This window comes from Aromatoleum sp. (assembly GCF_032027225.1).
Lineage (GTDB): Bacteria > Pseudomonadota > Gammaproteobacteria > Burkholderiales > Rhodocyclaceae > Aromatoleum.
The window spans coordinates 1-25,468 of the sequence record NZ_JAVSMM010000007.1 but is presented as its reverse complement, the minus strand read 5'-3'; the positions used below and the strand labels follow the sequence as shown (position 1 = coordinate 25,468).

Here is a 25,468-nt window from a genome sequence, read left to right as displayed (position 1 = left end):
ACTTCGGAGGCATGAACACCTCGTGCGGCAAGTTCCGCCCCCTGGCGCGCGCCTCTGCCCTGCTCGATGTTGCCCGCGATTGTTTCGTGGATGCCTGGCTGGGCGGCTTTGATGAGGATGATCGATCCCTGGCAAGCCATCACTTTCCAGTGCTGGGGGCAAAGGATTTGCTGGTGATGGATCGGGGATATCCCTCCCGCGAACTGCTCGGTACCTTGTGCACGCAGGGCGTGGCTTTTTGCGTGCGCATGGGTAGCAGTTGGAACGAGGCGCGGCGCGTCCTGCGCAGTCATTGCGCCGACCAGGTCTGTGATTTGGGAACCGCCGAAGCCCCCCTCAGACTGCGCTTGTTGCGGCACGTCTTGCCCAATGGCAAGGTGTTGGTGGTTGCCACCAATCTGCACGACGCCACCTTGAATGCGGCGCAGTTCGCGGCCCTGTACCGCAGCCGCTGGCGCATTGAGGAGGTTTTCAAGCTCATCAAGGCGCGCCTGCAGGTCGAGAACTGGAGCGGGGTGCTTCCGCATACGGTCGCTCAGGATTTCTATGCATCGCTGGTGCGCGCCAACTGTGCGGCGGTGCTGGCGCTTGACGCCTACCCGCAGCACGCTGGGCTGGTGCCGCCCGAGCCCAACCAAAAGGGCTGGCGGGTTCAGCTCAACTGCACCCTGGTGCTCAAAAGTTTGCGTCACTTCCTGCCTCGCATCTTGCTCGCCATGGATATCGACACGCACATTTCCCGACTCATCGAACGACTGCGCGCACCCAGTTCTTTCGAGCGAACCCGGCCAGACCGAAATGCCAAGAGAGCCGAGGGGGGGGTGCGCATCGCTGGCTTCCATTTCGCGTACAAGACCGCTTAACTTAATGGCATTGAGGCTACGGAAACACGCGCCTTTCCAACAGCACTCTACGTACCGGCGAGCACGCGACTCATCAGAACACACGACGTGGCTGTGATCTCCCCGCCTAACTTCTCGCGCAGCGTTGGAGGGGTGTGACCAGAACGGGTCGAAAGCGTGAAATAACGCATCGCTATTCGTCGTGGACGAGGATCACCTTGATTCTGGGATCAATCTCGCCGACATCGTGCCATTTGCCTTCAGTGTCATGCCTCGGCGATTCATTGAAAGTCCCGTGATCGCACGCGATAACCCAACGCGCTTTAAGTATTTTCGCGCAGAAGCGATATCCTATAACGCCAGCAGGCAATCCCACTGCTTGTGCAAGTAGGCGACAGGAGCAATGACGTCCGTGATCTGATGCAGACTTCGGTTTCATTAGATCTCCTGACTTGAGAAGTCACAGGTTGACGCGAATGACTGCAGATGAGGATTGCTGTCGCAAACGTTGAGACATTCAAGTTTAGGCGCCAGCGCCTAACAGGAGAGTGATGCAGAGATTAGGTTTGTGTCATCGTTATGCAAGGTAGGACAAACGGTCATTGTGCGTCTAATCGAATAGCTAAGATCCCGTCGAAGCAGAAATTGTCCGGGCAGCAGAGCCGTCAATCGCGATAAACGGGCGAGGTGATCGCCGCGGCACAAGCAATAGGTATCGGAATTCACAAGCGAAAATTTCCAGCAGCCTACGACTACGGACAGCACGGCTCATTACAGAGTTGTAATGCTCTTGCCACCTTCCAGACAGTAGGTTTTTCGTAGAATTTAGCCGATGGGCCGGGGCATTGATGACCGTGAGCGTGGCCGATTGCCTTTTAGGCTCCTTCTGGCTTGGGGGTCTGCCGCTTCTGACGAGGGCCGAGGGTTCCTTCGCTTGGGTAGATCCATCTAGTTTACTGATGGAGAAACGACATGCGACAGGAACATCAACACCGAGAAGCCGAGGTCGCTCATGAACACTCACATACGCACTCGCACGCTCTCGCTGACGCTAGAACGACCAACGCGGGGTTAAGGGACCCGGTATGCGGCATGGCGGTCGAGGTGAACTCGCCGCATACGTCAAGCTACGGGGGACAAATCTACCGGTTCTGCAGTGCGAAATGCCGCGATAAATTCGCCGCTGCCCCTGCCAACTACCTGCAGCGGCCCGCCCAAATCGCTCCCATAAGTTCAGGTGCTGCTTTAGGGACCGAGTACACCTGCCCCATGCACCCCGAGGTCCGTCAAATCGGACCGGGCACGTGCCCGAAGTGCGGAATGGCGCTCGAGCCGGTGCTCCCCGGTGGCGAAGAGGAAGACAACCCGGAACTCCGCGACTTTCGCCGCCGATTCTGGTGGACGCTGCCGCTAACGGTGCTCGTCACCGCGATAGCAATGTCCGGGGATGCATTCGATTCGCTGCTCGGCGCAGCGCGCCCGTGGGTCGAACTCGTGCTCGCAACGCCCGTGGTGCTGTGGGCGGGCTGGCCATTCTTTGTCCGCGGAGTGCAGTCACTAGCAAATCGCAGTCCGAACATGTGGACGCTAATCGCCACCGGCACTGGCGCTGCGTACGTTTATAGCGTCATCGCGACCGTCATGCCGGAGGTTTTTCCGACGTCGTTCCGAATGGGCGAGCACGTGGCGGTCTATTTTGAAGCGGCCGCGGTAATCATTTCGCTGACCCTGCTCGGCCAGGTTCTTGAACTGAAAGCGCGCTCGGAGACGGGCGCGGCGATCCGCGCACTGCTCGGCCTCGCGCCGAAGACCGCGCGCCGCATCCGTGACGACGGAGCCGACGAGGACATTCCGCTAACGCACGTCCACCCGGGTGACCGCCTGCGGGTGCGGCCGGGCGAGAAGGTCCCGGTCGACGGCGCCGTCGTCGAGGGCGCGAGCTCGGTCGACGAGTCAATGCTAACCGGCGAGCCGATGCCGGTTACCAAGCGTCCCGGAGACAAGGTCATCGGCGCGACGCTGAACACCAGCGGCGCACTCGTGATGGTTGCGGAGAAAATCGGCTCACAGACCGTGCTGTCCCAGATTGTGCAGATGGTCGCCCAGGCACAGCGCTCACGTGCCCCCTTGCAGCGGCTCGCCGACCGCGTTGCGGGCTACTTCGTCCTCGGCGTCATCGCGATCGCGCTCGCCACGCTGCTTGCGTGGGGCTTCGTTGGACCGCAGCCGAGTTGGGCCTACGGTCTGATCAACGCTGTAGCGGTGCTGATCATCGCGTGCCCGTGCGCGCTTGGGCTCGCGACGCCGATGACTGTCATGGTCGCTACCGGCAACGCGGCGACGCGGGGCGTCCTGTTTCGCGATGCCGCGGCCATCGAGTCGATGCGCCAAGTCGACACCCTGATCGTCGACAAGACCGGGACACTGACCGAGGGCAAGCCCGCCTTCCACAGCGTTGCAACCACACCCGACTGGACCGAAGCGGAAGTCCTGCGTATCGCTGCAAGCCTCGACCAGGGCAGTGAACATCCGCTTGCCCATGCGATTGTTGCAGAGGCGAGAAAGCAGGGGCTCGTGCTCAGCAATGCCGATACATTCGAGTCCTCGTCCGGTATTGGGGTGCGCGGAAGCGTCGAGGGACGTTCGATTGCGCTCGGGAACACGACGCTGATGGAAGACGAAGGCGTCGACTGGCGGTCGCTCGAAGTGCGAGCGGAAGCCCTGCGCCAGGAAGGCGCGAGCGTGATGTTCCTCGGAGTCGACAAGAAGATCGCCGGGCTACTGGCGGTTGCCGACCCAATCAAGCCGACGACGCTCGACGCCCTCAACGGCCTACGCACAAGTGGTCTCCGGATCATCATGGCAACCGGTGACGGGCATACGACGGCCCGAGCCGTCGGTCGTCAACTCGGCATCGACGAGGTGCACGGTGAAGTCAAACCGAAGGACAAGGACGACCTCGTTGCAAAGCTGCAAGCCGACGGCCGCGTCGTGGCAATGGCGGGAGACGGAATCAATGACGCGCCGGCGCTTGCCCGCGCCAACGTCGGAATCGCGATGGGCACCGGCACCGACGTCGCGATGAGCAGTGCACACCTGACGCTTGTAAAGGGCGATCTACGCGGCATCGCAACCGCCCGCGCGCTGTCGGTCGCCGCGGTGCGTAACATGCACCAGAACCTGACCTTCGCATTTCTGTACAACGCACTCGGCGTGCCAATCGCCGCGGGGGTGCTCTACCCGGCCTTCGGGCTGCTGCTGTCACCGCTGATTGCGGCCCTGGCAATGAGCCTGAGTTCCGTATCAGTCGTGGGCAACGCGCTGCGACTGCGCAACGCGAGGATTTGACGGCGCTCGGCAACGCTGGATTGGGCGAAAATAGTGTCGCGCCAAGCAGGGGGCGCGGCATGATCCGTCGCACTACCCCCGAGCGCACTGCCGTCAGGGGAGATTGAGCCGTGAATAATTCGTACACTTCCACTATCTCTGCTGCACAGTGCAGTTGCTGCGGTGCGATGATGGTGCCTCGGCAGCAACCGGAAACTGACGATCGTCTCTGCGAGCGTTGCTTTCTCGAACCGCTCGCCGCGGAATGCTCTGCTTGTGCGGGCCTGAGCGCCGGTTTCGCCGAGGCGCTGGCCCGCGCGCTCGATCTGCGCGAACACGAGACCGGCCTCCACTCGCGGCGTGTCGCCTGCCACACGGTGGTCCTCGCAAAACGCTTCATTCCGAACGACGAGCGGCGGCTCGCTCAGATCTATTGGGGGGCGCTGCTACACGACGTCGGGAAAATCGGTGTTCCGGACCGAATCTTGCTGAAGAACGGGCCACTCGATGACGACGAATGGGCCATGATGCGGCGCCATCCCGAGGACGGCCACCACCTCGTAAATTGCCTTCCGGGCATGCAGGAAGCGGCGGAAATGGTGCGCTGCCACGAGGAACGCTTCGACGGCAAAGGTTATCCGCGCGGGCTGCGGGGCGACGCCATTCCGTTGGGGGCGAGGATCTTCGCCGTCATCGATACTCTCGACGCGATGACGTCGGACCGCCCTTATCGGAAGGGCCTGTCGTTTGACGCCGCCAAGGCAGAGATACTTCGAATGTCGGGTAAGCAGTTCGATCCGCTTGCGGTCGACGCGTTCGTCGCGGAGGAAGCAGTTCTGCGACGCATGGTGCAAATGAAATGCGAGCGCGATGTCGGGGAATCATGGCATCGGCACGCATAGCGCGCGCCCCGGGGCGCGTCCTCGTACCACAACGCGTACAACGGAAGCTGGGCGATCTCCTAGGCGAGGTGGAGCACGAGCGACGCCAGCAGCCAGACGCCGAACACGCGCAGTGCTGACCCGCTTGCCGGGGCCCTTACACCGATGCAGCTCATCTCGGAAACGCCCGCAAACACACGAGGACGCGGCAGTTTCGCATCACTTCGTCGTATTCGCGCTCGGGATAGTGGCAGCGGTACATAAAGATGACCGACTCGGAGGGGATGACGCCGGGGCGTACGCGCTCGCTGGAAAAGATGAGGAAGGCGTCCTGGAAGTCGGCGTCGACCAGGCCCAGCGTGCAGGTCCTCGGGCGCGTGCGAACTATGTGCTTCTCGCCTTCGAGGGCGATCGTCTGCAAGGCCTGGACAAGCTCCGCGAGCAAAAAAAACAAAAAATTCCCGTTGCTGGCAAGGCGTCGAGCGCCAAGACCATCAACTGGCCAGTGCTGAACGTGACGCGGCTCTCGTCGACCGGGGGGTAGATGGCGTCGACCGTCGACGAGGCTTCGGGATTGCGTCCTTAGAAACACGTCGAACGGTTGTAGCATCGACGGACTCCATTCCCTGAAGGTCGTAGCATCGTCCGCACCCTCCTTTCACGTTGGGAGACTATCTCCGCAACAGCCGTAGCCCGTTCCCCACGACGATCAGACTCGCTCCCATATCAGCGAAGACCGCCATCCACAGCGTTGCTTGTCCCGACAGTGCAAGCGCAAAAAACAGCGCCTTGATGCCGAGCGCGAGCGTAATGTTCTGCTTCAGCACGCGTGAGGTGCCTCGCGAAAGCGTGATGAAGCGCGGCAGTTTGCGCAGGTCGTCGTCCATGAACGCAACGTCGGCTGTCTCGATCGCCGTGTCCGTGCCGGCCGCGCCCATTGCGAAGCCAATAGACGCCTTCGCGAGCGCGGGTGCGTCATTGATGCCGTCGCCCACCATCCCGACCTGCCCATAACTGGCGAGAAGCTCATCGATCGCAGCGAGTTTGTCCTCGGGCAAGAGGCTGCCCCGGGCGTCGTTGATGCCGACCTGATCGGCGATCGCGCGCGCGGTCGTCGGGTTGTCGCCGGTGAGCATGACCGATGTGACGCCGAGCGCATGGAGATCGCGGACCGCGTCGGCGCTGTGACCGCGCACCGTGTCTGCCACGCCGAACACGCACATCGGTTCGCGCTCGGAGGCGAGCACCACCGCAGTCTTGCCCTCCCGTTCCAAACGCTCGAGCACTTCTTCCACGTGCGGTGCGCAGATACCTAATTCCTCTACGAGCCGATGATTGCCAACGTGGTAGAAGCGACCTTCGACTGAGGCCTTCGCGCCACGGCCCGTGAGGGCCTCGAACGAGGTGACGTCGAGCAAAGGGCGCTGCTTAGGGTTGTGCCAAGCGGCGACGATGGCCGCCGCTACCGGGTGCTCGGAATGGGCGTCAACACTGGCGGCCAGTTGCAGCAGTTCTTCGGTGGGGCGGTCCACGAGGGGGATGACATCCGTGACGAGGGGGCGGCCATGAGTGAGGGTCCCGGTCTTGTCGAGAGCGACTGCCCGGAGCAGACGACCGTTCTCCAGATAGACCCCTCCCTTGACCAAAATGCCGTGACGCGCGGCGGCCGCTAGGCCGCTTACGATGGTGACAGGTGTTGAAATGACCAGCGCGCAGGGGCATGCGATCACCAACATGACCAGCGCCTTGTAGAACCAGTCCTGGAAAGGAGCCCCGAACGCGAGCGGTGGCACCGCCGCGATCAATGCGGCGACAACCACGACAGCTGGCGTATAGACGCGCGAGAAACGGTCGATGAAACGCTGTGTGGGGGCACGTTGCCCCTGCGCCTCCTGCACCGCGCGAACGATGTGCGCGAGCGTCGTGTCGCTCTTGATGGCGGTGACTCGGAACTCGAAGGCGCCGCGCTCGTTTACTGTCCCGGCGAATACCGGGTCGGCGGCGGACTTTTCGACCGGGATGCTCTCGCCCGTGATCGGCGCCTGATTCACCGAGCTCGCTCCCGCGGTGAGGACGCCGTCGAGCGGGATCCGCTCGCCGGGTCGCACGCGCGCGATTTGCCCCACCTGAACGTCGGCCGCAGCCAATTCGCGCCACTCGCCACTGTCGAGCCGCACGGTCGCCGTCTCCGGGCTCATCGCCATCAGACTGCGGACCGCGTTTCTGGCCCGTTCCAGCGACATCGTCTCGATCAGCTCCGCCAGCGCGAAGAGAAAAACGACGACCGCAGCTTCGGGCCACTCCCCGATCGCGATCGCCCCGATCACGGCGATGCTCATCAGGAAGTTGATATTGAGGGTTAAGGTCTTGAGCGCGATCCAACCCTTACGCAGCGTCGGAAGTCCTCCGGTGGCAATGGAGAACAAGGCGAGCGCGATGACCGCCGGTGAAGTTTCCGACGCGACCGTCCAGGCAAGGACCTCGGCGCCGATCGCAGTCACGCCCGACGCCGCCATCAGAACCCAGGTTTTGGACGACACCGTGGGCCCCCGGTCGACTTCGCAGCTCGTGCAGCTCTCGGATCGCGTCGGCTGCGAAGGCTCTGCCCGCATGCCGATTTCAAGCAGCGCATCGAAAATCGGTCGCTCGTCGGGCAACGTGTGGCCGACGGTGAGGCGACGCTCCATCAGATTGAACGTGAGTTGATCGATGCCCGATACGGCGCCGAGGCGCTTGCGGATGAGCGCCTCTTCGGTCGGGCAGTCCATGTTGGTGATGACGAAAACGGATTGCTTCATGGCGTTCATGCCGAGAAATTGGGGGGCGCTTGCGCCTCAGGGAGGCGAAGCGGTCGCCCCCTCGTTGCTCACTTCGATCGCGGCTGCTGCCACATCCATTGCTGATGCTGCATCATGTGATCCATCATCATCTGTTGCATCGGCATGTACTGCTCCATCATGTACTGACGCTGCTTGAGCTGCTCGGGCGTCAACTGCCGATAGTCACCCCACATCGGCCCGCCCATCATGCGACCGCCCATCCTTCCTTGACCCATCATGGGCGTGCCCGCGCAACAGCCCATCGTTCCCGCCCCCCACATTCCATGCATCATCTGCATGTTGTTCTGCATCGTGTTCCAGTGGTCCTGCAGCAGCTTCTGCCGTGCTTGGGGATCCTGCGTCTGGCGAATTTGATCCATCTGCTCCTGCATTTTTTTCATGTTCTCCTGCGCCTGAGCCATTTGCTTTTCGAACTCGGCGGTGTCAGGCGTAGTCTGCTCAGCTTGGCTTGCGGCGCTCGCGGGGTTGTCAGCGGCGAATAAGACCGGCGCTGGCAGTACCAAGGCCGCGGCCAGACCCAATGTGATCAGCGGTTTCATCTCGAGCTCCTTTCGGGGGTTCCCTGCGTCCTGCCCGCTTTGGCAGTGAACACATTGAAAACCTTGTAGTCACTACAGGGTCAACCGGCGGCACCATGCCAAGCCGGGTCAGGAGATGCTATGCGAGTAAGCGAGCTCGGTCGCGCGACGGGGGTAGATGTCGAGACCATCCGCTACTACGAGAAGGAGGGGCTGCTTCCGGCGCCTGCGCGGGCGGCGAACGGCTACCGTCACTATGACGAGGCACACCTCGAACGCCTGACTTTCATTCGCCACTGCCGGGCACTCGATATGTCGCTTGCCGAAATCCGGCACCTCCTGGATTTCGTGGCGCATCCGCAGGCTGACTGCGGTGAGATCAACCGGTTGGTCGACGAACATCTTGAGCGAGTGCGGGCGCGGTTGAAGTCCCTGAACGCCCTGGAGAATCAGTTGGTGGCGTTGCGGGCGAGCTGCGGCACGGGGCACGTGGCCGCGGACTGCGGCATCCTGCACGAACTGGAGGCCGCCGCTCATGGCGAGGCGTGCGTATGCCATCCGGCGGGGAAAGGGCACCCAGCGGTGATTACGCGAAAAGCGAAGGAACGGTGAGCGGAGCGGGCAATCCGTGTTGCAGCGGACGGTAAAGTCTTAACGTACGATTTTTTCCGTTTCGTGAGGCGACCCCTCGCGGCTTCGCCTCGCGGGTGGCGCGGCGCTTCTCCCATCGCCACTCGCGCCACAGCGATTACGCCGCGATTTCGTTCCACTATGACGTGTCCAATGAGTTCTACGGACTGTGGCTGGACCCCGAACGCGTCTATTCGTGCGCCTACTTCGAGCACCCCGATGACACGCTGGACACAGCTCAGCGCAATAAGCTCGAGCACACCTGCCGCAAGCTCCGGCTGCAACCCGGCGAGCGCTTGCTCGACATCGGCTGCGGTTAGGGCGCGCTGGTCTGCTGGGCCGCACGGGAGCACGGCGTCCTTGCGCACGGCATTACGTTGAGCCAACGCCAGCTCGACTACGCGCAACGGCGCATCCGCGCTGAGGGGCTCGAGGCCCGGGTGACGGTCGAGTTGTGCGACTACCGCGACTTGGCCGGCAAGGCGGTGTACGACAAGGTGGCCAGCATCGGGATGTTCGAGCATGTGGGGCTGGCGAACCTGCGGCCTACTATGCGACGGTGCGCAGCGTGCTGCGGCCCGGCGGTCTGTTCCTCAACCATGGCATCACTCACGATGAAGAGGGCTGGAAGAAGACCGTAGGGACCGAGTTCATCAACCGATACGTGTTCCCTGACGGCGAACTTGACTGCGTGAGCAACATCCAGTTCGGCATGGAACGGGCGGGCTTTAAGATCCACGATGTGGAAGGCCTGCGCCCCTACTACGCGCTCACGTTGCGGCACCGGGTCGCTCGCCTGGAAGCCGCGCGAGACGCCGCAGTGCGGGAAGTCGGCGAGGCTGTCTGGCGCGTCTGGCACCTGTACATGGCGGCCTGCGCGCTCGAGTTCGAAGCCGGCAGCACCGGCGTTTACCAAATTCTGACGTCCAGCCGTCAGCAGGGCTCATGGCCAGTGCCCCTCACGCGCACCGATCTGTACCACGGCGACCGGGCCAACATCAATGCTCCCCGCTGACGTTGTGCTTCTCCACCGCTGCGAGCTTTACGGCGGTCAGCCCGCCGCTCGGCAGCCGGCAACCGGGCGGGCACCATGACCGCGCGGATCGGTCTGCGTGCCGCCGGAGCATGCGCGCTCGGCGGCTTACGCCGTTGTAATGCCAGCGTCACAGCCCCGTCGGATGCGCAGGCGCAAGATCGTTTCCATACAGTCGAACTGGTTCCTGCTGGGCCGGAGGGTAGTCCAGTGAACTCGTCGGTGAGGGATCCGGTGTGCGGGAGGGAAGTACGCTCGCGCGAGATTTCCGCGGTGTTCCTGGAACCGAATACGGCTTCTGCTCGGTCGAGTGCCGCGACCGGTTTCTGGCCTTCCCCCATCGGTACGCCGGCCTGCGCGGGCAGCGGCCGCCCCGCCAGAGGGGACTGCAAGTCCTGCGGCACCGGCGCCTGTCCTTGGCTGCCTCGTTGTCCCCCGAGCAGGGCGCTCGCGTGACCGAGGCGCTTGAGGCGCTGCCCGGCATCCGGGCGGTGAAGGTCAGCGGCAGCTGGATCGAGTTCGTCTGCGACCTGCTGCAGGTGGAGGCCCGGCAAATCGAGGTCCGCCTGGCGGCGGTCGGCGCACAACTCGGAGAGGGCTGGGAGGAACGGTTGCGGCAGGGCTTGGAGACCTGCGAGGCCCCCAATCGGGATCTCCACCCGTCGATTCAGCATCGCTGTCAGTGAATGCCGCGCGTGGCGGATGAGGAGGCTCAAATGGAATGGCTATCCGAGAACTGGTTTTTCGTGTTGATCCTCGCCGTTTTCGTCGGCATGCACATGTTCGGACATGGCGGCTGCGGCGGCTGGCACGGGGGCATGGCAAGGATGACGACAAGAGCGGGCCGCGGCAGACCGGCGGGCACCGGCACTAGGGGGCAATCATGTTGAACCTGAAGGTAGTGCCATGGGCATTGGGGATCTCAAGCGCGTTTAGCTTCGTGTTTTGCGTCGCCTACGGGCTCGCCACCCCGGAGAGTTTGCACATGCATGCGTTCCTCGAGCAGGTATTGCCCGGTTTCAAGTGGCTGAGCTGGTCCGTGTTCGCGATCGGGCTGGTGGAGAGCTTTCTCTACGGCGTCTACGCGGGCCTCGTCTACGTCCCGGTCTACAACTTCCTCCAGCGGCGCTGGGGTGCGTGAGGCCGGACGCATGGGGACCCGCGACGCCGCAGTTGGTGAGCGCAGGCGCCCGGCGGTGCGCGGGCGCCTGCTGGCGTCCATGCGTGGCGAGATCGTCCGGTTGGACGCGTCGCGCCGCGGCACGGTGCCGACCGGCTTCTACGTGGTACTGCGCCCTCTGGGCGCGGACCGCCGCGGATGCAAGGGGCGGTCCGCGTGGTATGGACCCTTCGCGAGCCGGCGCGTCGCTGAAACGCTGCGTGTCAGCGCTTTCTTCCTGGGAGCACGGCAGGCCGTTCAGGGAGCGCCCGTCACACAAGACGACATGACGACGCCCAACCAAGGGGCACCCCGCGATTGACGCCGGCTCTCGCCCTCGCGCCGGTGCGCATATGCGGGCTGTGGGCGGGATCGCACTAACGGTGACCGCATCCAGGCGCGGGTGAGCGGTGGAACTGCACGAATTCTTCCTCGCGCTTGCCATGGTGTTGCTCGGTGCCCGACTACTGGCAGAAACCGCGAGCCGGCTAGGTATTCCCGCAGTCATCGGCGAATTGACGGCCGGATTGATCCTGGGGCCTTCGCTGCTAGGCTGGGTCTCTCCGAGCACTCCCCTGGAGATCCTGGCTGAAATCGGCATCATCCTGCTGCTGTTCGAGGTGGGCATGAATACCGACGTGTACCGGCTCGCCCGTGCCGGCGCGAAGCCGGTGCTCGTCTCCCTCACGGGATTTGCACTCCCTTTTGCACTCGGAGCGGGCGTCAGCCGGTACGGCTTTGAACTGCCTCTCATGGCTAGTCTGTTCATCGGCGACACCCTCACCGCGACGAGCATCGGCATCACAGTGCGGGTGCTGACGGACCTGCGGCGTGGCTCTTCGGACGAGGCGTAGATCATCATCGGTGCGGCGGTGCTGGACGACATCCTGGGCGTGCTCGCGTTGGCATTCCTGTATCAGTTCGCGGTCATCGGGGAGATTACGCCGACTTCCGTCGGCCAGGTCAGCCCGTACATTTTCCTGTTTGTCGTGCTCGCCCCGTGACAGCCAAGCTGGTCGCCTGCGTAATCGATCGCTACGACCGCAGGAGCGCGTCGCCCAGCTTGCTCGTGACCATGGTGGTAACTGGTGATCGCGATCGCCGGCAAGAGTCTTGCCGGCTACTGCATCCGGGAGAGCCGGCTGCGCCAGGCCGTGATCGGGCTCGCCATGGTGCCACGCGGGGAGGTCGGCCTCATCTTCACGCAAGTGGGCCTGGCCAATGGCCTCCTCAACACCGAAGCGTATGCGGCCCTGCTGATCGTGATCGCACTTACCACGGCGCTCCCGCCCTTCGCGCTGAAGGCGATCTACGCACGTTGGCACCCCGAGGCCGCGCCGGACGATGACGGTAGCGGGCACGTCCTGCGGGAGAGGCCATGATGCGTCCGGTTGCGGCGGATGCCTGACACCTTGAGGAGAGAACTGAAATGAAGGACACACCGACCCCCACGAGCACTGTGAGGAAGGCACACCGGCGAATTGCAACCGTGTCGACGGACCGGCCAGGCGCCGCATTGCCCGTCCTGGCAGAACTCGACGCGGAATCGGCCGCCTCCTGCGACGGGGCGTCTTTCTGGGCGGCGCCATGGCACTGCCAGGCGGACTTCTGGCAACGCAGCGCGCTCTTTCTTGACCTCCTGCGACAGCGCGCCGGCGACAACAATCCCTGGCTTGCGGGCGAGCAGGCGGCGACTCGAATGATTTCCGACGCCTGGACGCGTATCGCCGATGGCGCGATGAGACGCAGGAGGCCATGTTTGCCGCGCTGCTCGCCTGAGGAACGCGCAATGCACGACCGCGGCTCGAGATCACCAGAGGCTATCGTCGGCGGTGCCGACAACCGTGTGTTTGGGAGACTACAGTGAAAGACAAGGAACCGATCAAGGACGTGGTGTGCGGAATGTGGGTGGATCCAAGCAGCCTCGGCACCGAGTATTTGGGTAGGCACTTCGCTTTCTGTACGGCGCAGTGCCGCGAGCGCTTCCTTGCCAACCCGCACCTGTATGTCGGCCTGCCCGGCCGCCCGGCTCCGAAACAGAGCGGACAGACGGTGCTCAAGCGCCGGCGCTTTGCGCTCGACACGGCCCTCGACGCGTACCAGGCCGATTCCGCGCGGGCACGAGTGGGCGCTTTAATGGGGATCGAGGCGGTGGAGGTGCGCGGTGCGGAGATCGTCGTGACGTATGATCTGTTGCAGGCGACCGCGACCCAAATCGAGACCGCCTTCGCGGATACCGGTGCGCGGCTCGGCAGTGGGTGGGCCGAGCGCCTGCGTCGCGGCTTCGTTCACTACACGGAAGAGTGTGAGATTGGCCACCTGCAGGTCGGTCCGCCTTCTGACTGCCATTGACAGCACATCCGGCAGCGTCGCGCGTCGCGGTGATCGTGGCGAAAGACCATATTGGAACGTGGGTGCCCGGGGGGAGCGCAGTGCGTGGGACACACCGTCGTTTCGGTTCGCCCTGCCGACAGGCGCGACACTCTCGCCGGCCTTGACGGTGGTGTGGTCGGGAACGACGTGCATGGAGTTGTCCATGGTCACTTCGATGGTGCGCGTGACCTCAACCCGATCGCCTGCCATGCCGACCACGCCCACCGATGCCGCATCAGGCAGTTTCCAGCATGTCCTGGCCGATCATTTCTGTCCTGAAAATGACAGAAACCTGATGCCGAAGTAATTTCCGGGACATCTTGCAGTCAGTGGCTCCCCTTTAGCATGTGCTCATGGTCGCTCGAAGGCGAGCGCCTGATTCTGATACTGCAAGGGGAAACACCATGAAGAGCACATTGACCCGCACGGTTGTTGCAACAGCGCTGATTACGGCGGCATCCGGCGCATTCGCGCATGAGGACTATTCCGAAAGCGGCGCAACGCACTGGCTCGAGCATGTCCAGGCCTCTTCCAGCCAACCGAGCGAGCGGCAACTCTCGCGTTATGGCTATGCATCGTCAACCACCCCAGTGCGGGGAGTCATCGTCGACAAGGACACCCCTCATATCAATGTCGTACGACTCGAGACCGTTGCGATTCGGGTGGCCGACAAGACCGTTAATTGGACCTTCGACACCTTGGGAACCGCAAGTTTTCCGCTGTCGAAAATCATCCCTGGCGTCGAGGGGGTGACCGTATATGTCACCGAGAGCCCTATGTATCGGGGCGGATGATCTTCGCCGCCCTACGGGCGATTACCGCGGAATAAGTGCGGCATGTCGGGAAAGGATGGCCGCCCGGCGCCGCCAACCGCTCGATTCATGCTGCTGCAACTCAACCACAAGGAGTCAATCATGCTCACGAAAATCGCCGCTGCTGCTGCGTCCGTCTTGATCGCCACCTCGGCCTTAGCCGTGGATCAGGGCAATGTCGACAAGTCGTACGAATTGAAAGACGGTTCGACCGTGTACATTTTCAAGGACGGCAAGATGGCCATGGAAAACAAGCTTGGCCAGGTTGTCTCGATGAAGGATGGCCACGCGATGGAAACGAAGGACGGCAAGAAAATCATGATGAAGGGCAACGAGATCTGGCGCCTCGAACAAGCGCTGCATCGCGACCATCGCGGCAATTGAAGCCGCCGCGCGGTCGCGAAGCGGCCGCAGACGAACGGCCCGCTTGCCGACCGGCATTGCGGGCCGTTATTTCATTTGGGTGCCGCAATGCACCTATTCGTCGACATCCACGCGGCGCGATGGACAAGAATGTCGGGCAATCGACCCGAGCGACCGAACAATGATTGTCGCTTGAGTGCAAACCTGACCTCGGCACTCCCGGCAGAGAGGTTGTTCAACGACGGGAGAAAATTCATGAAAGTATCGACCATGCGGCTGCGGACCATGTATGCAGCGGTTCTTGCGGCCACGCTCCCGCTCTCCGCGGCGGCGGCCGGCCAGGTGGACGCGCTGCAGAGGCCACTGGGGTCGTCTAAGAAAACGGAAAAAAACCGTACGCTAAGCCGGTTGCAACGCATAGGATTCCACACAGCTCATATCGCATGACCAGCCCGCATATGCTCGACGCCCTCGATGAAGCCTCTGACACGCTGGAGACCCCGCCACAGGTCTTCACGCCGGGTTCGCCGTCGCGCTTGCGGCCGAGAAATCCGCCAAGCATGGCGATTTGCTGGATCACCTCGCGGATCGTGGGGGGCAACCGGGATGGGTTTCTTCGCCAGAATGTAGGCGCCTTTCCATTCGTCGGCGGTATGCAGTGCGGTGGCTTCGAGGTCGGGGTGAGCGCGTCCCAGACGAACCAGGTGTGCCAAGCGCCAAGCCACCACCATGTAGACGGCCAAGGCGCGCTCGATCTTGGCAACACTCGCCAGTTGCAGGGCTTCGACCCGGCAGCCGTTCTTGAGCACCTTGACGAAGGTTTCGATCTCCCAGCGGCAGCGATACAAGTCGATGAGTTCGGTGGCTGCCGCCAGGGTGTCGGCCGCGCAATTGGTGAGCAGCTGCCGTTCGATCAGATTGGCGTCGGCGACGACGCGCCGGCGTCAGGGCGCGCATGCCGACGCAGTTTCATGGGAGTGTCTTTCGACTCACCCCGGTCGCCGCCCGGATCGGTCACGAAGCCCAGTTCCAACGCCCCGGACTTCTGCGCAGCCGCCATCGCCTGGGCGACGCGCTGGTGGGCCCACCCGGCGGTCGCCGCGGATGAAGTCCTCGGGCTGGGGCTAGCGCGACGCGGAGGCCTGCAGCCGCTGCGCGATCTGCTCGTCGCTCATGCGTTCGTCGTTCCAGAACACGCTGCCGTGGGGGGGACAGGTTCGCCACCTCGAGCTTGATCGGCTTGACTCCATTTAGACTCAGATGTTAATGAGATTTATTATTGATTGTCGGTGGTTTTGCCTGATAAGGCAACACCGATGGAATAACCCGGCCTTGTTTGGACACTCGGCGCCTTGTGCCGGCGGCAGAAGGCCGGATGGCGGCGACTGGTAAGCCTCTTTGACCGGTATCGTCACCGGGAAGCACTCATGCGGTTCCCTACGGTCAGAGGAATGGACTCCATCTTCTGGGGGAAATACATGAACTTACGCCATCTTCGCTGTTTCATCGCGGTGGCCGAGGAGTTGCACTTTGGCCGGGCGGCGCGGCGGCTGCATGTGGAGCAGTCGCCCCTGTCGCGCACGATTCGCCAACTGGAGGCGGACCTGGGCGTGACGCTGCTGGAGCGCACACCGCGCGGCGTGCGCCTGACCCCGGCCGGGCAGGTGTTCCTGGAGGAGGCCCGGCGCGTGCTGCTGACCCTTGAGCAAGCCCAGACCAAGGCGCGGGCGGTGGCGGCGGGACACCGGGGCACCTTGCGCATCGCCTTGGCCGGCGGCGTCGGGCGGACCCGGCTGTCGGCACTGCTCGCGCTGTGCCGGGAGGAGGCGCCGGAAGTGGGCATCCGGCTGTTCGAGGCGCCGCTGTCGCAAGTGGTGGGCGGGCTGGGCAACGACCTGTACGACGCGGCCTTTGCGATGGCCGGCGAGATGGAGGCCGGGCTGGTCGCCAGGCCGGTGTGGCAAGATCCGCTGCTGGTGGCCGTACCCGCGCGGCACCCCTTGCTGGCGCACAAGCGGGTACCGCTGGAAGAGGTCGTGGGCTACCCGCTGGTGCTGTGTCACCCGCAGGTTGGTCAGGAGTGCAGCCGGCAATGCGAGCGCCTGCTGCGCCTAGTGGAGACACCGCCGGTCGTGGCCGAGTACGTGACGACCCACTCGCTGATGCTGGCCCTGGTAGCGGCCGGCTACGGCGTGGGATTTTCCACCGCGGCGCACGTGGTGGCATGCCGGCAGGCGGACGTGATCGTCCGGCCGCTGGATGAAGACTCGGCGGCGCTGACGACCTACCTGCTACATCCCGAGGGCGCGATGTCGGAGCCACTGCGCCACTTCATTGACCGTGCGGAGCGTGTCGGCCATATGCCATTGGATACGCAATGGCTCGCATAAGGACTGCTTCAGGCGGGTTGGCCGATTCCATTTTGGTCAAAGCGCCAGACCTCTTTTGCTACAGCGGGAATCCATTGCCGCGGTGCCCTGGCGCGCTGCAGTCAGGCCTTGACTGTGCTTGCGATTGGCATTCTTCGATGAAAATCGCATGACCAGCGTGGCGCGTCACAGCGAAGACGCGCGGCGCAACAGTGCTTGCCGTATGCGTATCGGTTTTGGTGTATTGAGTTGATCGCGCTTTACTGGACCCATTTCCTTGCAAAGACTTTGGCCTAGTTCTCCGGGGCAAGCATGGCGCCCGCGAATGACGTTGGTGACGGCATGTTTCGCGACTTACGAATTGTGAGTAATGGGACCATGCCCGACAAGGCGCACATCTCGCAACGGTAAAGGCGGCATCACCGATGCCACGGTCTTCGCCGCCTCGCCACCTGCTCGTTTCGCCCGGAGGCTCCTGGACATCCGCGCACGCCGCCTGTACGACGGGTGCGCGTGTGTGGACTCGGTGCGATGACGAATGGAGGCGCGCGATATGCCGAAGTCGAGCAGTCTGGCCGATGGCGCCAAGACCTACTACCGCCCGCTCGAGGCGGCAATCCGCTGGAGCGGATTGCTGCGCTTCGAGCGGCGCATCCTGGCGACATTGGGACAGCGGCCGCTGCCGGAGCCAACGGAGTTTCCGCGCTGGCCGACGCTGCGGTTGAACGCCGAAAGAATCTTCGATGCGCTGGCTCACGGCGAGATGCCGTATGGCAAGGAGGGCTTGGTGCGGGACACGCAGGGCCTGGCGATGGACGACCCGTCGCTGACGGTGCGGCACGTCGATCTGAAAGCCTGGATGGCGCACTACTACCCCGGCGAGAAACCGGCGTTTCTGTTCGATGAGATCGAGCGTGCGCTTCACCCGGCGATCAGCCTGGACACAGTGGGCGCATTGCTGGTCGAGCGGGAAGCGATCAAGGCGCGGCTGGCGGAACACTTGGGCGTGCACGAGACGCTGCGCGCCGAGCATGAGGCGCTGCTGAAAACGCACACCGCCTGCGCGGCCGACACGGAGCGTGCGAACACGCTGGGGCCGCGCAGCGAATCGACCTACCTGAACATCGTTGGCGGGCTACTGACGCTGCTGCTGGGCAAGTCGCCCAGCGGCATGCCGTATTCCAGCTTCCTGACGCAGGAGGCCATCATCAGCGCGATGGTGGCGCACCACGGCAACATGATGGGCATCACCGAGCGCACCCTGCAGGCCAAGTTCGCACTGGCTCGGCGCAATTTGCAGAGCACGACTCCCTGAGCGAAGCCAGACCGTATCTGCGGTCGCAGAAACCGCATTTGCGGTGTCTTTCTTCAACGCGGCGTTGTTAATTCGAGTCACGCCAATCAGCGCCACTGAGCGTTAAGGAGTGACCCTCATGTCTTCGCAGACCACCGCCACGGCGGCACCGACCGAGCACCGCATCCTGCGCCGCGCCGAGGTCGAAGCCAAGACCGGCTTCAAGCGCGCGCACATCTACAGCCTGATGAAGGAAGGCAAGTTCCCCAAGGCGCTGCGCCTGGGCGTGCGCGCGGTGGGCTGGGACTCGGTGGAGATCGAACAGTGGATTGCCGATCGCCTCAAAGAACGCGCCTGACGCTTCTTCTCGATTCATGCCATTCGACGAGGAGAAGCTCATGCAGGTGGTGTCCATCATTTCGACCAAGGGCGGCGTGGGCAAGACCACGACGGCGGCCAACCTGGGCGGCTTCATCGCCGATGCCGGGCTTCGCGTGCTGCTGCTGGACCTGGACGTGCAGCCCACGCTGTCGAGCTACTTCACGCTGGACGTTCGCGCGCCCGGCGGCATCTACGAGATGCTGGCCTTCAACGAGCGGCGCATCGAGCAACTGGTGTCGCGCACCGCGATCGCGGACCTGGACCTGGTGCTCTCCAACGACGACCGCGGCGAACTGAACACGCTGCTGCTGCACGCACCGGATGGGCGCCTGCGACTGCGCCATTTGCTTCCCGTCTTCCGCACGCACTATGACTTGCTGCTGATCGACACCCAGGGCGCGCGAAGCGTGCTGCTGGAGATGGCGGTGCTGGCGTCCGACCTGGCGCTGTCGCCGGTGACGCCGGAAATCCTCGCGGCGCGCGAGCTGCGGCGCGGCACGCTGCAACTGATCGAGGACATCGCGCCGTATCGGCACCTGGGCATCGAACCGCCGCCGCTGCGCCTGCTCATCAACCGTGTGCATCCGGTGTCGTCGAACGCGCGGCTGGTCCAGCAGGCGCTGCGACAGGTGTTCCAGGAACAGGCCGGCGTGCAGGTGCTGGACACCGACGTCCCGGCCATCGAAGCCTATCCGCGCGCTGCGACACGAGGATTGCCGGTGCATCGGGTGGAGTACCGGCGGCCGGCTGGGCGCGCGGCGCCCGCGGCGCTGGACACCATGCGCACGCTGGCCGGTGAGCTGTTCCCCGCGTGGCGGGAGCGCTTTGCGCTGGTCACCGGCCGGGCCGATGCGGGAGGGGCCGGCCATGGCGAGCGCGCATGAACTGGCGCGCGGCCGTGAACGGCTGCGCGCGCTGATCGAGTTCGCGCTGGGCGAAGGCTGGTGCGTGGTGCGCACGTCCGGTGGGCACCTGAAGTTCATGAAACGAGGCTGCGCGTCGATCTACACCAGCGCGACTGCGAGCGACCACCGTGCCGACCGCAATGCCCGCGCGCAGCTTCGCCGCGCCGACCGGCAGGCGCAGGAGAACGGCCGTGGCTGAGCTGACGCCGCAGGACATGGCTGCCAAGCTGCTGGCCACCGGCTTCGAGCGCAGCGGCCCCTCGGCCGCGACCTTGAGTGACCCCATCGCCGACACGCCGATGGTGGTGACGCTGGACCAGTTGCGGCCCTACGACCACGACCCGCGCGTGACGCGCAACCCGGCCTATGCGGAGATCAAGGCGTCCATCCGCGAACGCGGGCTGGACGCGCCCCCCGCGATCACGCGCAGGCCGGGCGAGGCGCACTACATCATTCGCAACGGCGGTAACACGCGGCTGGCGATCCTACGCGAGTTGTGGAGCGAGACCAAGGAGGAACGCTTCTTCCGCATTGCGTGCCTGTTCCGCCCGTGGCCGGCGCGCGGCGAAATCGTGGCGCTGACCGGGCATCTGGCCGAGAACGAGCTGCGCGGCGGGCTGACATTCATCGAGCGGGCCTTGGGCATCGAGAAGGCGCGCGAGTTCTACGAGCAGGAAAGTGGCCAGGCGCTGTCGCAGAGCGAACTCGCGCGGCGTCTGACGGCCGACGGCTATCCGGTGCCGCAGTCACACATCAGCCGCATGAACGATGCGGTGCGCTATCTGCTGCCGGCGATCCCGACGTTGTTGTACGGCGGATTGGGCCGGCATCAGGTGGACCGGCTCGCAGTGCTGCGCAAGGCGTGCGAGCGCACCTGGGAGCGGCGTGCGCTGGGCCGCACCGTGGCCGTGGACTTCGCCACCTTGTTTCAGGACGTGCTGACGCAGTTCGACACACAGCCGGACGACTTCTCGCCGCAGCGGGTGCAGGACGAGCTGGTGGGCCAGATGGCCGAGCTGCTGGAGGCGGACTACGACACCCTGGCGCTGGAGATCAACGACAGCGAAAGCCGCCAGCGCGCGCTGACCAGCGAACCGGCGGCGCCGACGCCACCGGCAGCGCCTGTCGTGCCTGCTGCTCCTCCCTCGCCGGTCTCCGCGCCTCAGCAGCCACCCGCCTCGTCTGTGCCGCGCGACACCACGCCGGTCGCGCCTCCAGCGCCAGCAGCGACACCGCCTGCATCGCCCGAAGCACCGGAGGAACAGCACGGGCAACGCGACGAGCGCCTGCAAGGGCACATCGTGACGCCGGCGCCGACCACCGAGCGTCTGCAGTCCATCCAGCGGATGGTCGCGGACCAGCTCGGCGACAAGCTGCCCGACTTCGAGGCCGACGCGCTGCGCGCGATCCCCGTGCAGGCTGGCGGGCTCTATCCCATCTCGGACGTCTGGTACATCGAGCCGGGGCTGGACGCGCCGGATCGCCTGCGCGTGCACATCGCGCAGTTCGCTCGCGAGATCGCCGGGGACGCGGCGGTGGCCGACCACATCGAGGCCATCGACGGCGGCATCGGCTTCGTCTGCGTGGCGCCGCCCGTGGGCCAGGCGAAAGCGCTGCCGGCGTTCGCGCGGGCGGTGCTGACCCTGCTGCATGCGCTGAGTGCGGCTCCGCCCTCCGCGAACGGATTGGACCGCGCGCGGCTGGCCGACGAGCTGGCGGCGCTGCTGCATGGCCACGGCGGCTCGGCCACACGCCTGAGCGATGCTGCGCTGGTAAAGCTGTTCCGTCTGCTGCGCCTGGCGCGCCGGCTGCTGGACCTGGAAGCCGGCGTAACGGGCCAGGATTCCTGAGCGCAGGAGGCCCCCGCATGTCGGCACCGCACCCGCTCAACCAAGCCGTGATCGCCCAGGCCCTGCATGACCTGCGCAACGGCCAGTTGCGCCGCTGCAAGGCCATGGGCTTCGGCGAGGAGGAGCTGGATGCGCTGAAGCACCCCGAACTCGTGAGCATGCTGGTGAATGCCACGGTGTCGTGGTGTTCGGTGTCGGTGAACCGGGAGGTGTTGAAGCGGCTGCTGAGCCAGGTGCACGACGTGGAGCGGGAGATCGCCACGGTCGACCGCATGCTGCGCCTGGGGGCGAGCACGGAGATGGTCAGCAAGTTCTACGGCCTCACGCATCAGGAAGTGGCGCTGCGCCGCGACATCCTCGGGCTGCCCAAGCGCAAGGGCCGGCATCCGGTGCTCGACGAGGCGCAGGACGTGGCCTTGTGGGAGCGCTGGAAGGCCGGCGTCGCCGAGCGCCATGTCGCCCTGACCGACGACATGGCGATGCTGGCGCTGACCATGGACCTGGCCGAGGCGCTGAGCCTGCCGATGTCGGTGATCTGGTCGGCGATACGGAACTGGGTCGACCAGGGGCTGGTGTAGGCCATGACCACGGGCGGCGCACCGCGGCGCGAAGGCCCCGTTGCGCTGTCCGCGCTCTTCGACGAGGCACTGCAGCACCTGCAGCCGGCGCAGGGAACGGCGCCGGCCGCCGACGGTTTCCTCTACAGCGGCAACCGCCATGAGAGCGTGCCGCGCAGGCTGTTCCTCGACCGGCGCCTGACGCCGCTGGAGCGCAACGCCTGGCAGGTGTTCCGCCTGCAGCTCAACGACGACGGCGTGACCGCCTTTCCCACCTACGACCAGCTCCGCCCCTATCTGGCGTCCATGCCCTGTGCGGCGCAAGCCTCGCACGAGACCGTGGCGCGCGCCTTGACGCTGCTGCGGCTGACACGCTGGCTCAGCCTGGTGCGGCGGCGGCGCGATCCCAGGACCGGCCGTATCCAAGGCAACCTCTACGTGCTGCACGACGAACCGCTGTCGCCCTTCGAGGCGATGCAGCTCGACCCGGACTACCTGGGCTTGGTGAGTCAGGCGCTCACGCACGCAGCGAAGACGGTGCAGGTCGTGGGCATGAACACGCTGCGGGAGATCGCCGAAGACCCGCTGCTCAGCGGGCGCACGCTGCCGACCCGCCTGCAAGTGCTGGCGCAGCGCATGGCGCGGCATGGCTGGACGACGCCAGGTTATCCACAGGAGGGTGCGGACCACGAATCCGAAGAAGGCCAGGAAGCCCTTCTTCGGAATGCTGCGCCCCCGTCTTCGGAATCCGAAGCAGGGCCGAAACCCGCGCCGGACAGCTCTCTTCGGATTCCGAAGGAGGACCGTACAGTACGTAATGATCGTATAAATGAAGTACGTACAGTACCGCGCGCGAGGGCCTTGCAGAACCTGCGGCTGCCCGAGCGTTTCCTGCGCTTGAAGGACGAGCAGCAGGCCGGCGCACTGGTGGCGCTGCAGCAGGTGGACGAGGCGCAGCGGCAGGCGGTGCTCGACGAGTGGGCGGCACGCTGCCGCAACAGCGCGGTACGCAACCCGGCCGGCTACCTGTTCGGCATCATCCAGAAGGCGATCCGCGGGGAGTTCAAGGCCTGGGCCGGAGAAAGTGCATCGGCGCCACCAGCGTTCCCGCCATCTGCGCCATCGTCACCACCGGCATCCCGTGCGGCTGACCCCGAGGTGGCACGTGCCTACCTGGCACAGCTCCGAGAAGCCTTGCGTGAGCGCTGATGTTGACTATCCCCAGGGGATAGCTGGAACAGACACCTTTCCGCCGCGCTCGATTGTCGCCCGCCGAACGACAGGCGAAACTGTCGCCTGTGAATCAGATGAGGACAGCCACGCACGGGCCCGGCCAACGATGGATATGACGACTTCCCCCGTCGCAAACGCACCGCAACCACTACAGCGAGACGTTCAGCGCTTGCTGGGCCGATGCCTGTTGCGCCTTCAACAATACGAGCGCCTCATGAAAGCCATCGTGGCCCACCACGAGATTTCAGGCCCGGCGCATTCGCTGGAGGCCATTCGCGCAGCGCGGATTGAAGATGCCGCGACCAAGCCCCTGGGCACGTTGGTCGGACAACTGTTTGGTTCGTATGTCGTCACCGATGGAAATGGCGGGGAGGAACGCGACGACGATCTTCCCGGCGACGTGATCTCCTTTCGCACGCGCGTGCAACTGAGCCTGTCTGCGCAGGACTACGCCAAGACCCAGGCCGACCTCAAAGACCTGGTATCGCTGCGCAACACACTGGTGCACCACTTCATCGACCAGCACGATCTATGGAGCGTGGACGGGTGCCGCGCTGCACAGGACGAACTCGGTTCCGCCTACACGCGCATCGATCAACACTTCGAGCAGCTGCGCGGCTGGGCCGAGCACATGGATCAGGCGCGGCGCCTGGCAGCGGAATTCGTCCAGTCGGACGTGTTCCACGACCTGGTGGTCAATGGCATCGCGCCGGACGGCACGGTGGACTGGCCGGCCGCCGGCATCGTTCGTGCGCTACGCGAGGCCGCCACGCAGTTGGCCGTCGAGGGCTGGACACCCATCGCCGCCGCTGGCCGCTGGATCGCGGACCGGCATCCCGAGCAGCTTCCAGCCAAGTACGGCTGCAGCAGTTGGCGGCAGGTGGTGCACGAGTGCCGCCTGTTCGAGCTTCGCTACCGTGAGGTGGAGGGGCAACGGGCCGCCTGGTACAGACCTCGCGAGGCATAGCCCCGCAACGCGGTCTCACCTCCGCGCGTGCCGCAAACAACTCCGCCGAGCTATCCCCAGGGGATAGCCGGCACACACAGCCTTCCGTGCGGAACAAACCGGGCGCGCATGGGCTGCGGTTTGTTGACTGACAGCCTTCCGGCCGATGCCGATGCTGGCGACTCGCCCCTTCACCGCGAGTCGCTCTCATGGCCAACGAACGCACAGAACCTCTGCAACTGAATCTCGGATCGCTGCGCAGCGCGATGTCGCTGATGCTGCACACGCACCACGCTTCGCGCATCTGGCACGGCCGCGCGCCGACGGAAGGACGCGCCGGCATCATCGGACTCAACGGCTTCATCAGTGCGATGAACAAGATGAAGCGCGGCGCCGAGCAGGACGACCCGTACTCGGACTGGTGGATGTTGCGGATCGAGGACAAGCTCGCCGACACCAAGACCCGCCTGCAGACCCTGCGCGAACAGGTGGATCAGGCCCTGGCCGACGTGCCACCGGCGCTGTCGCTGGGCGAGAACATGAATGTGCAACCGGTGAAGCTGCCGCTGTTCGTGAATGCACAGCTCGGCTTCATGGCGGTGTACCTGCTGGCCGACTACGACGACCTGGCGCGCAAACTCATCCTGGCGCACCACACGGCGCTGATCGACCGCAGCACTTTGGAGCGCTGGCTCAATGATGGCGCGCACGCGCTGCGCAGCCTGTTCTCGCTGGCCCAGCAGTACCGCTACTCGGGCACGACGCGCGACGACTTCGCGGCGAAGAACGCCGCGGCGCGAGCGGCGTTGGAGAAGTTCGGCGAGCTGCCGCAGGACGTGCTGGAAGGCATGCGCCGCTCGCGCTTCGCGCCACCGCTCGCGCGGCGGACGACCAAGCCCGGCACGCCGCCTGCTGCGCCCGCCATCGAGCCCGATGCGCCGGCTCACACGGATGGCGCAGCCAACCCAGCGACGGGTAATGAGGGTGCTGACGCATGACGGCATCGCCCTCCATCAGCCACTCCACGCGCTTCGTGGCGCTGGAACAGGCGGACTTCCAGCGGCTGGAACACGCAGGCTACCTAAAAGGCCTTTTACAGCCTTTTAAGGGTAAGGGGAGTCTGGAGACCTGGGCCAGCCAGTGCGCAGCGCTGCG

General features: G+C 64.6%; 28 protein-coding genes and 3 pseudogenes. 26 read left to right on the top strand and 5 right to left on the bottom strand.

The genetic code is table 11. The annotated features are described in order from the left end of the window. Positions 1-11 precede the first annotated feature (11 nt). From ROZ37_RS09670 to ROZ37_RS09660, 3 genes are all read left to right on the top strand, one after another. Positions 12-863: a transposase gene (locus ROZ37_RS09670; RefSeq protein ID WP_312659121.1), complete on the top strand. Its 852-nt coding sequence runs from the start codon at positions 12-14 to the stop codon at positions 861-863. A 951-nt stretch (positions 864-1,814) separates the two neighbouring features. Further along, the gene (locus ROZ37_RS09665; RefSeq protein WP_409449948.1) at positions 1,815-4,190 is read left to right on the top strand and encodes a heavy metal translocating P-type ATPase; all 2,376 of its coding nucleotides are present in this window, start codon (positions 1,815-1,817) and stop codon (positions 4,188-4,190) included. Between the two features lie 110 nt (positions 4,191-4,300). After that, positions 4,301-5,071 carry an HD-GYP domain-containing protein gene (locus ROZ37_RS09660; protein ID WP_312659120.1) on the top strand — a complete coding sequence of 257 codons (771 nt, stop codon included), beginning with the start codon at positions 4,301-4,303 and terminating at the stop codon, positions 5,069-5,071. 151 nt (positions 5,072-5,222) lie between these two features. Here the strand turns inward: ROZ37_RS09660 and ROZ37_RS09655 are convergent, their stop codons facing one another. From ROZ37_RS09655 to ROZ37_RS09645, 3 genes and pseudogenes are all read right to left on the bottom strand, one after another. Continuing rightward, entirely contained in the window at positions 5,223-5,660 is a 438-nt protein-coding gene (locus tag ROZ37_RS09655; RefSeq protein ID WP_312659119.1) for a hypothetical protein, read from the bottom strand. A 61-nt stretch (positions 5,661-5,721) separates the two neighbouring features. Further along, a pseudogene (locus ROZ37_RS09650) lies at positions 5,722-7,842 on the bottom strand (heavy metal translocating P-type ATPase); the annotation flags it as partial. A 74-nt stretch (positions 7,843-7,916) separates the two neighbouring features. Beyond that, entirely contained in the window at positions 7,917-8,429 is a 513-nt protein-coding gene (locus tag ROZ37_RS09645; protein WP_312659117.1) for a hypothetical protein, read from the bottom strand. Positions 8,430-8,549: 120 nt separating this feature from the next. Here ROZ37_RS09645 and cadR point away from each other — a divergent pair, with 120 nt between their 5' ends. From cadR to ROZ37_RS09580, 12 genes and pseudogenes are all read left to right on the top strand, one after another. Next, positions 8,550-9,020 (top strand): Cd(II)/Pb(II)-responsive transcriptional regulator, encoded by a 471-nt coding sequence (cadR, locus tag ROZ37_RS09640; protein ID WP_312659116.1) that lies wholly within the window; start codon positions 8,550-8,552, stop codon positions 9,018-9,020. A 95-nt stretch (positions 9,021-9,115) separates the two neighbouring features. Beyond that, positions 9,116-10,053, top strand: a pseudogene (locus ROZ37_RS22100) (class I SAM-dependent methyltransferase). A 470-nt stretch (positions 10,054-10,523) separates the two neighbouring features. Continuing rightward, on the top strand, positions 10,524-10,757 hold the full coding sequence (locus tag ROZ37_RS09625) for a hypothetical protein (protein ID WP_312659114.1): 234 nt from the start codon (positions 10,524-10,526) through the stop codon (positions 10,755-10,757). 197 nt (positions 10,758-10,954) lie between these two features. Continuing rightward, entirely contained in the window at positions 10,955-11,212 is a 258-nt protein-coding gene (locus tag ROZ37_RS09620) for a DUF5676 family membrane protein (RefSeq protein WP_312659113.1), read from the top strand. 428 nt (positions 11,213-11,640) lie between these two features. Next, positions 11,641-12,084 (top strand): cation:proton antiporter, encoded by a 444-nt coding sequence (locus tag ROZ37_RS09615; RefSeq protein WP_312659112.1) that lies wholly within the window; start codon positions 11,641-11,643, stop codon positions 12,082-12,084. An 18-nt stretch (positions 12,085-12,102) separates the two neighbouring features. Continuing rightward, complete coding sequence (locus tag ROZ37_RS09610; RefSeq protein ID WP_312659111.1) at positions 12,103-12,234, top strand: hypothetical protein; 132 nt, start codon at positions 12,103-12,105, stop codon at positions 12,232-12,234. Positions 12,235-12,318: 84 nt separating this feature from the next. Beyond that, positions 12,319-12,612 carry a cation:proton antiporter gene (locus ROZ37_RS09605; protein WP_312659109.1) on the top strand — a complete coding sequence of 98 codons (294 nt, stop codon included), beginning with the start codon at positions 12,319-12,321 and terminating at the stop codon, positions 12,610-12,612. 481 nt (positions 12,613-13,093) lie between these two features. Continuing rightward, positions 13,094-13,582, top strand: a complete 489-nt coding sequence (locus tag ROZ37_RS09600; protein ID WP_312659108.1) for a YHS domain-containing protein — start codon at positions 13,094-13,096, stop codon at positions 13,580-13,582. Positions 13,583-13,766: 184 nt separating this feature from the next. Further along, positions 13,767-13,910 carry a hypothetical protein gene (locus ROZ37_RS09595; protein ID WP_312659107.1) on the top strand — a complete coding sequence of 48 codons (144 nt, stop codon included), beginning with the start codon at positions 13,767-13,769 and terminating at the stop codon, positions 13,908-13,910. 97 nt (positions 13,911-14,007) lie between these two features. Further along, a complete protein-coding gene (locus ROZ37_RS09590) occupies positions 14,008-14,397 on the top strand; it encodes a CzcE family metal-binding protein (RefSeq protein ID WP_312659106.1) in 390 nt (129 codons plus the stop codon). Between the two features lie 120 nt (positions 14,398-14,517). Then, a complete protein-coding gene (gene copK / locus ROZ37_RS09585; protein WP_312659104.1) occupies positions 14,518-14,799 on the top strand; it encodes a periplasmic Cu(I)/Cu(II)-binding protein CopK in 282 nt (93 codons plus the stop codon). A 234-nt stretch (positions 14,800-15,033) separates the two neighbouring features. Continuing rightward, the gene (locus tag ROZ37_RS09580; RefSeq protein WP_312659306.1) at positions 15,034-15,225 is read left to right on the top strand and encodes a hypothetical protein; all 192 of its coding nucleotides are present in this window, start codon (positions 15,034-15,036) and stop codon (positions 15,223-15,225) included. Here ROZ37_RS09580 and ROZ37_RS22095 read toward each other — a convergent pair. Continuing rightward, positions 15,152-15,340 (bottom strand): hypothetical protein, encoded by a 189-nt coding sequence (locus ROZ37_RS22095; protein WP_409449947.1) that lies wholly within the window; start codon positions 15,338-15,340, stop codon positions 15,152-15,154. The two genes, ROZ37_RS09580 and ROZ37_RS22095, sit on opposite strands and share 74 nt — an antisense overlap. Continuing rightward, positions 15,288-15,626, bottom strand: a pseudogene (locus tag ROZ37_RS09575) (IS4 family transposase); the annotation flags it as partial. The gene ROZ37_RS22095 and the pseudogene ROZ37_RS09575, both read right to left, overlap by 53 nt. Positions 15,627-16,256: 630 nt before the next feature. Here ROZ37_RS09575 and ROZ37_RS09570 point away from each other — a divergent pair. From ROZ37_RS09570 to ROZ37_RS09520, 11 genes are all read left to right on the top strand, one after another. Further along, positions 16,257-17,168 (top strand): LysR family transcriptional regulator, encoded by a 912-nt coding sequence (locus tag ROZ37_RS09570; RefSeq protein WP_312659303.1) that lies wholly within the window; start codon positions 16,257-16,259, stop codon positions 17,166-17,168. A gap of 532 nt (positions 17,169-17,700) precedes the next feature. Continuing rightward, complete coding sequence (locus ROZ37_RS09565; RefSeq protein WP_312659302.1) at positions 17,701-18,462, top strand: ATP-binding protein; 762 nt, start codon at positions 17,701-17,703, stop codon at positions 18,460-18,462. Between the two features lie 118 nt (positions 18,463-18,580). Beyond that, positions 18,581-18,799, top strand: coding sequence for an AlpA family transcriptional regulator (locus ROZ37_RS09560; RefSeq protein WP_016446183.1), 219 nt, complete (start codon positions 18,581-18,583; stop codon positions 18,797-18,799). Between the two features lie 40 nt (positions 18,800-18,839). Next, complete coding sequence (locus ROZ37_RS09555) at positions 18,840-19,706, top strand: ParA family protein (RefSeq protein ID WP_312659102.1); 867 nt, start codon at positions 18,840-18,842, stop codon at positions 19,704-19,706. Beyond that, complete coding sequence (locus ROZ37_RS09550) at positions 19,690-19,926, top strand: type II toxin-antitoxin system HicA family toxin (protein ID WP_312659101.1); 237 nt, start codon at positions 19,690-19,692, stop codon at positions 19,924-19,926. Before ROZ37_RS09555 ends, ROZ37_RS09550 begins: the two co-directional genes overlap by 17 nt. Next, complete coding sequence (locus ROZ37_RS09545; RefSeq protein WP_312659100.1) at positions 19,919-21,577, top strand: ParB family protein; 1,659 nt, start codon at positions 19,919-19,921, stop codon at positions 21,575-21,577. The genes ROZ37_RS09550 and ROZ37_RS09545 overlap by 8 nt, the downstream gene beginning before the upstream one ends. Positions 21,578-21,594: 17 nt before the next feature. Next, on the top strand, positions 21,595-22,155 hold the full coding sequence (locus ROZ37_RS09540; RefSeq protein ID WP_312659099.1) for a DUF2857 domain-containing protein: 561 nt from the start codon (positions 21,595-21,597) through the stop codon (positions 22,153-22,155). 3 nt (positions 22,156-22,158) lie between these two features. Next, a complete protein-coding gene (locus ROZ37_RS09535; protein WP_312659098.1) occupies positions 22,159-23,343 on the top strand; it encodes an STY4528 family pathogenicity island replication protein in 1,185 nt (394 codons plus the stop codon). 238 nt (positions 23,344-23,581) lie between these two features. Continuing rightward, the gene (locus ROZ37_RS09530) at positions 23,582-24,334 is read left to right on the top strand and encodes an OST-HTH/LOTUS domain-containing protein (protein WP_312659097.1); all 753 of its coding nucleotides are present in this window, start codon (positions 23,582-23,584) and stop codon (positions 24,332-24,334) included. 188 nt (positions 24,335-24,522) lie between these two features. After that, positions 24,523-25,311 carry a PFL_4669 family integrating conjugative element protein gene (locus ROZ37_RS09525; RefSeq protein ID WP_058147923.1) on the top strand — a complete coding sequence of 263 codons (789 nt, stop codon included), beginning with the start codon at positions 24,523-24,525 and terminating at the stop codon, positions 25,309-25,311. Further along, positions 25,308-25,468 (top strand): DUF3158 family protein (locus tag ROZ37_RS09520; RefSeq protein WP_312659301.1); only part of this gene is annotated, 161 nt, incomplete at its 3' end. The genes ROZ37_RS09525 and ROZ37_RS09520, both read left to right, overlap by 4 nt.

Coding starts and splice junctions, on each gene's coding strand:
- ROZ37_RS09670 (WP_312659121.1), top strand. CDS start 12: ATGAACACCTCGTGCGGCAAGTTCCGCCCCCTGGCGCGCGCCTCTGCC.
- ROZ37_RS09665 (WP_409449948.1), top strand. CDS start 1,815: ATGCGACAGGAACATCAACACCGAGAAGCCGAGGTCGCTCATGAACAC.
- ROZ37_RS09655 (WP_312659119.1), bottom strand. CDS start 5,660: ATGCTACAACCGTTCGACGTGTTTCTAAGGACGCAATCCCGAAGCCTC.
- ROZ37_RS09645 (WP_312659117.1), bottom strand. CDS start 8,429: ATGAAACCGCTGATCACATTGGGTCTGGCCGCGGCCTTGGTACTGCCA.
- cadR (WP_312659116.1), top strand. CDS start 8,550: ATGCGAGTAAGCGAGCTCGGTCGCGCGACGGGGGTAGATGTCGAGACC.
- ROZ37_RS09620 (WP_312659113.1), top strand. CDS start 10,955: ATGTTGAACCTGAAGGTAGTGCCATGGGCATTGGGGATCTCAAGCGCG.
- ROZ37_RS09595 (WP_312659107.1), top strand. CDS start 13,767: ATGGTCACTTCGATGGTGCGCGTGACCTCAACCCGATCGCCTGCCATG.
- ROZ37_RS09590 (WP_312659106.1), top strand. CDS start 14,008: ATGAAGAGCACATTGACCCGCACGGTTGTTGCAACAGCGCTGATTACG.
- copK (WP_312659104.1), top strand. CDS start 14,518: ATGCTCACGAAAATCGCCGCTGCTGCTGCGTCCGTCTTGATCGCCACC.
- ROZ37_RS09580 (WP_312659306.1), top strand. CDS start 15,034: ATGAAAGTATCGACCATGCGGCTGCGGACCATGTATGCAGCGGTTCTT.
- ROZ37_RS22095 (WP_409449947.1), bottom strand. CDS start 15,340: ATGCTTGGCGGATTTCTCGGCCGCAAGCGCGACGGCGAACCCGGCGTG.
- ROZ37_RS09570 (WP_312659303.1), top strand. CDS start 16,257: ATGAACTTACGCCATCTTCGCTGTTTCATCGCGGTGGCCGAGGAGTTG.
- ROZ37_RS09565 (WP_312659302.1), top strand. CDS start 17,701: ATGCCGAAGTCGAGCAGTCTGGCCGATGGCGCCAAGACCTACTACCGC.
- ROZ37_RS09560 (WP_016446183.1), top strand. CDS start 18,581: ATGTCTTCGCAGACCACCGCCACGGCGGCACCGACCGAGCACCGCATC.
- ROZ37_RS09555 (WP_312659102.1), top strand. CDS start 18,840: ATGCAGGTGGTGTCCATCATTTCGACCAAGGGCGGCGTGGGCAAGACC.
- ROZ37_RS09550 (WP_312659101.1), top strand. CDS start 19,690: ATGGCGAGCGCGCATGAACTGGCGCGCGGCCGTGAACGGCTGCGCGCG.
- ROZ37_RS09540 (WP_312659099.1), top strand. CDS start 21,595: ATGTCGGCACCGCACCCGCTCAACCAAGCCGTGATCGCCCAGGCCCTG.
- ROZ37_RS09535 (WP_312659098.1), top strand. CDS start 22,159: ATGACCACGGGCGGCGCACCGCGGCGCGAAGGCCCCGTTGCGCTGTCC.
- ROZ37_RS09530 (WP_312659097.1), top strand. CDS start 23,582: ATGAAAGCCATCGTGGCCCACCACGAGATTTCAGGCCCGGCGCATTCG.
- ROZ37_RS09525 (WP_058147923.1), top strand. CDS start 24,523: ATGGCCAACGAACGCACAGAACCTCTGCAACTGAATCTCGGATCGCTG.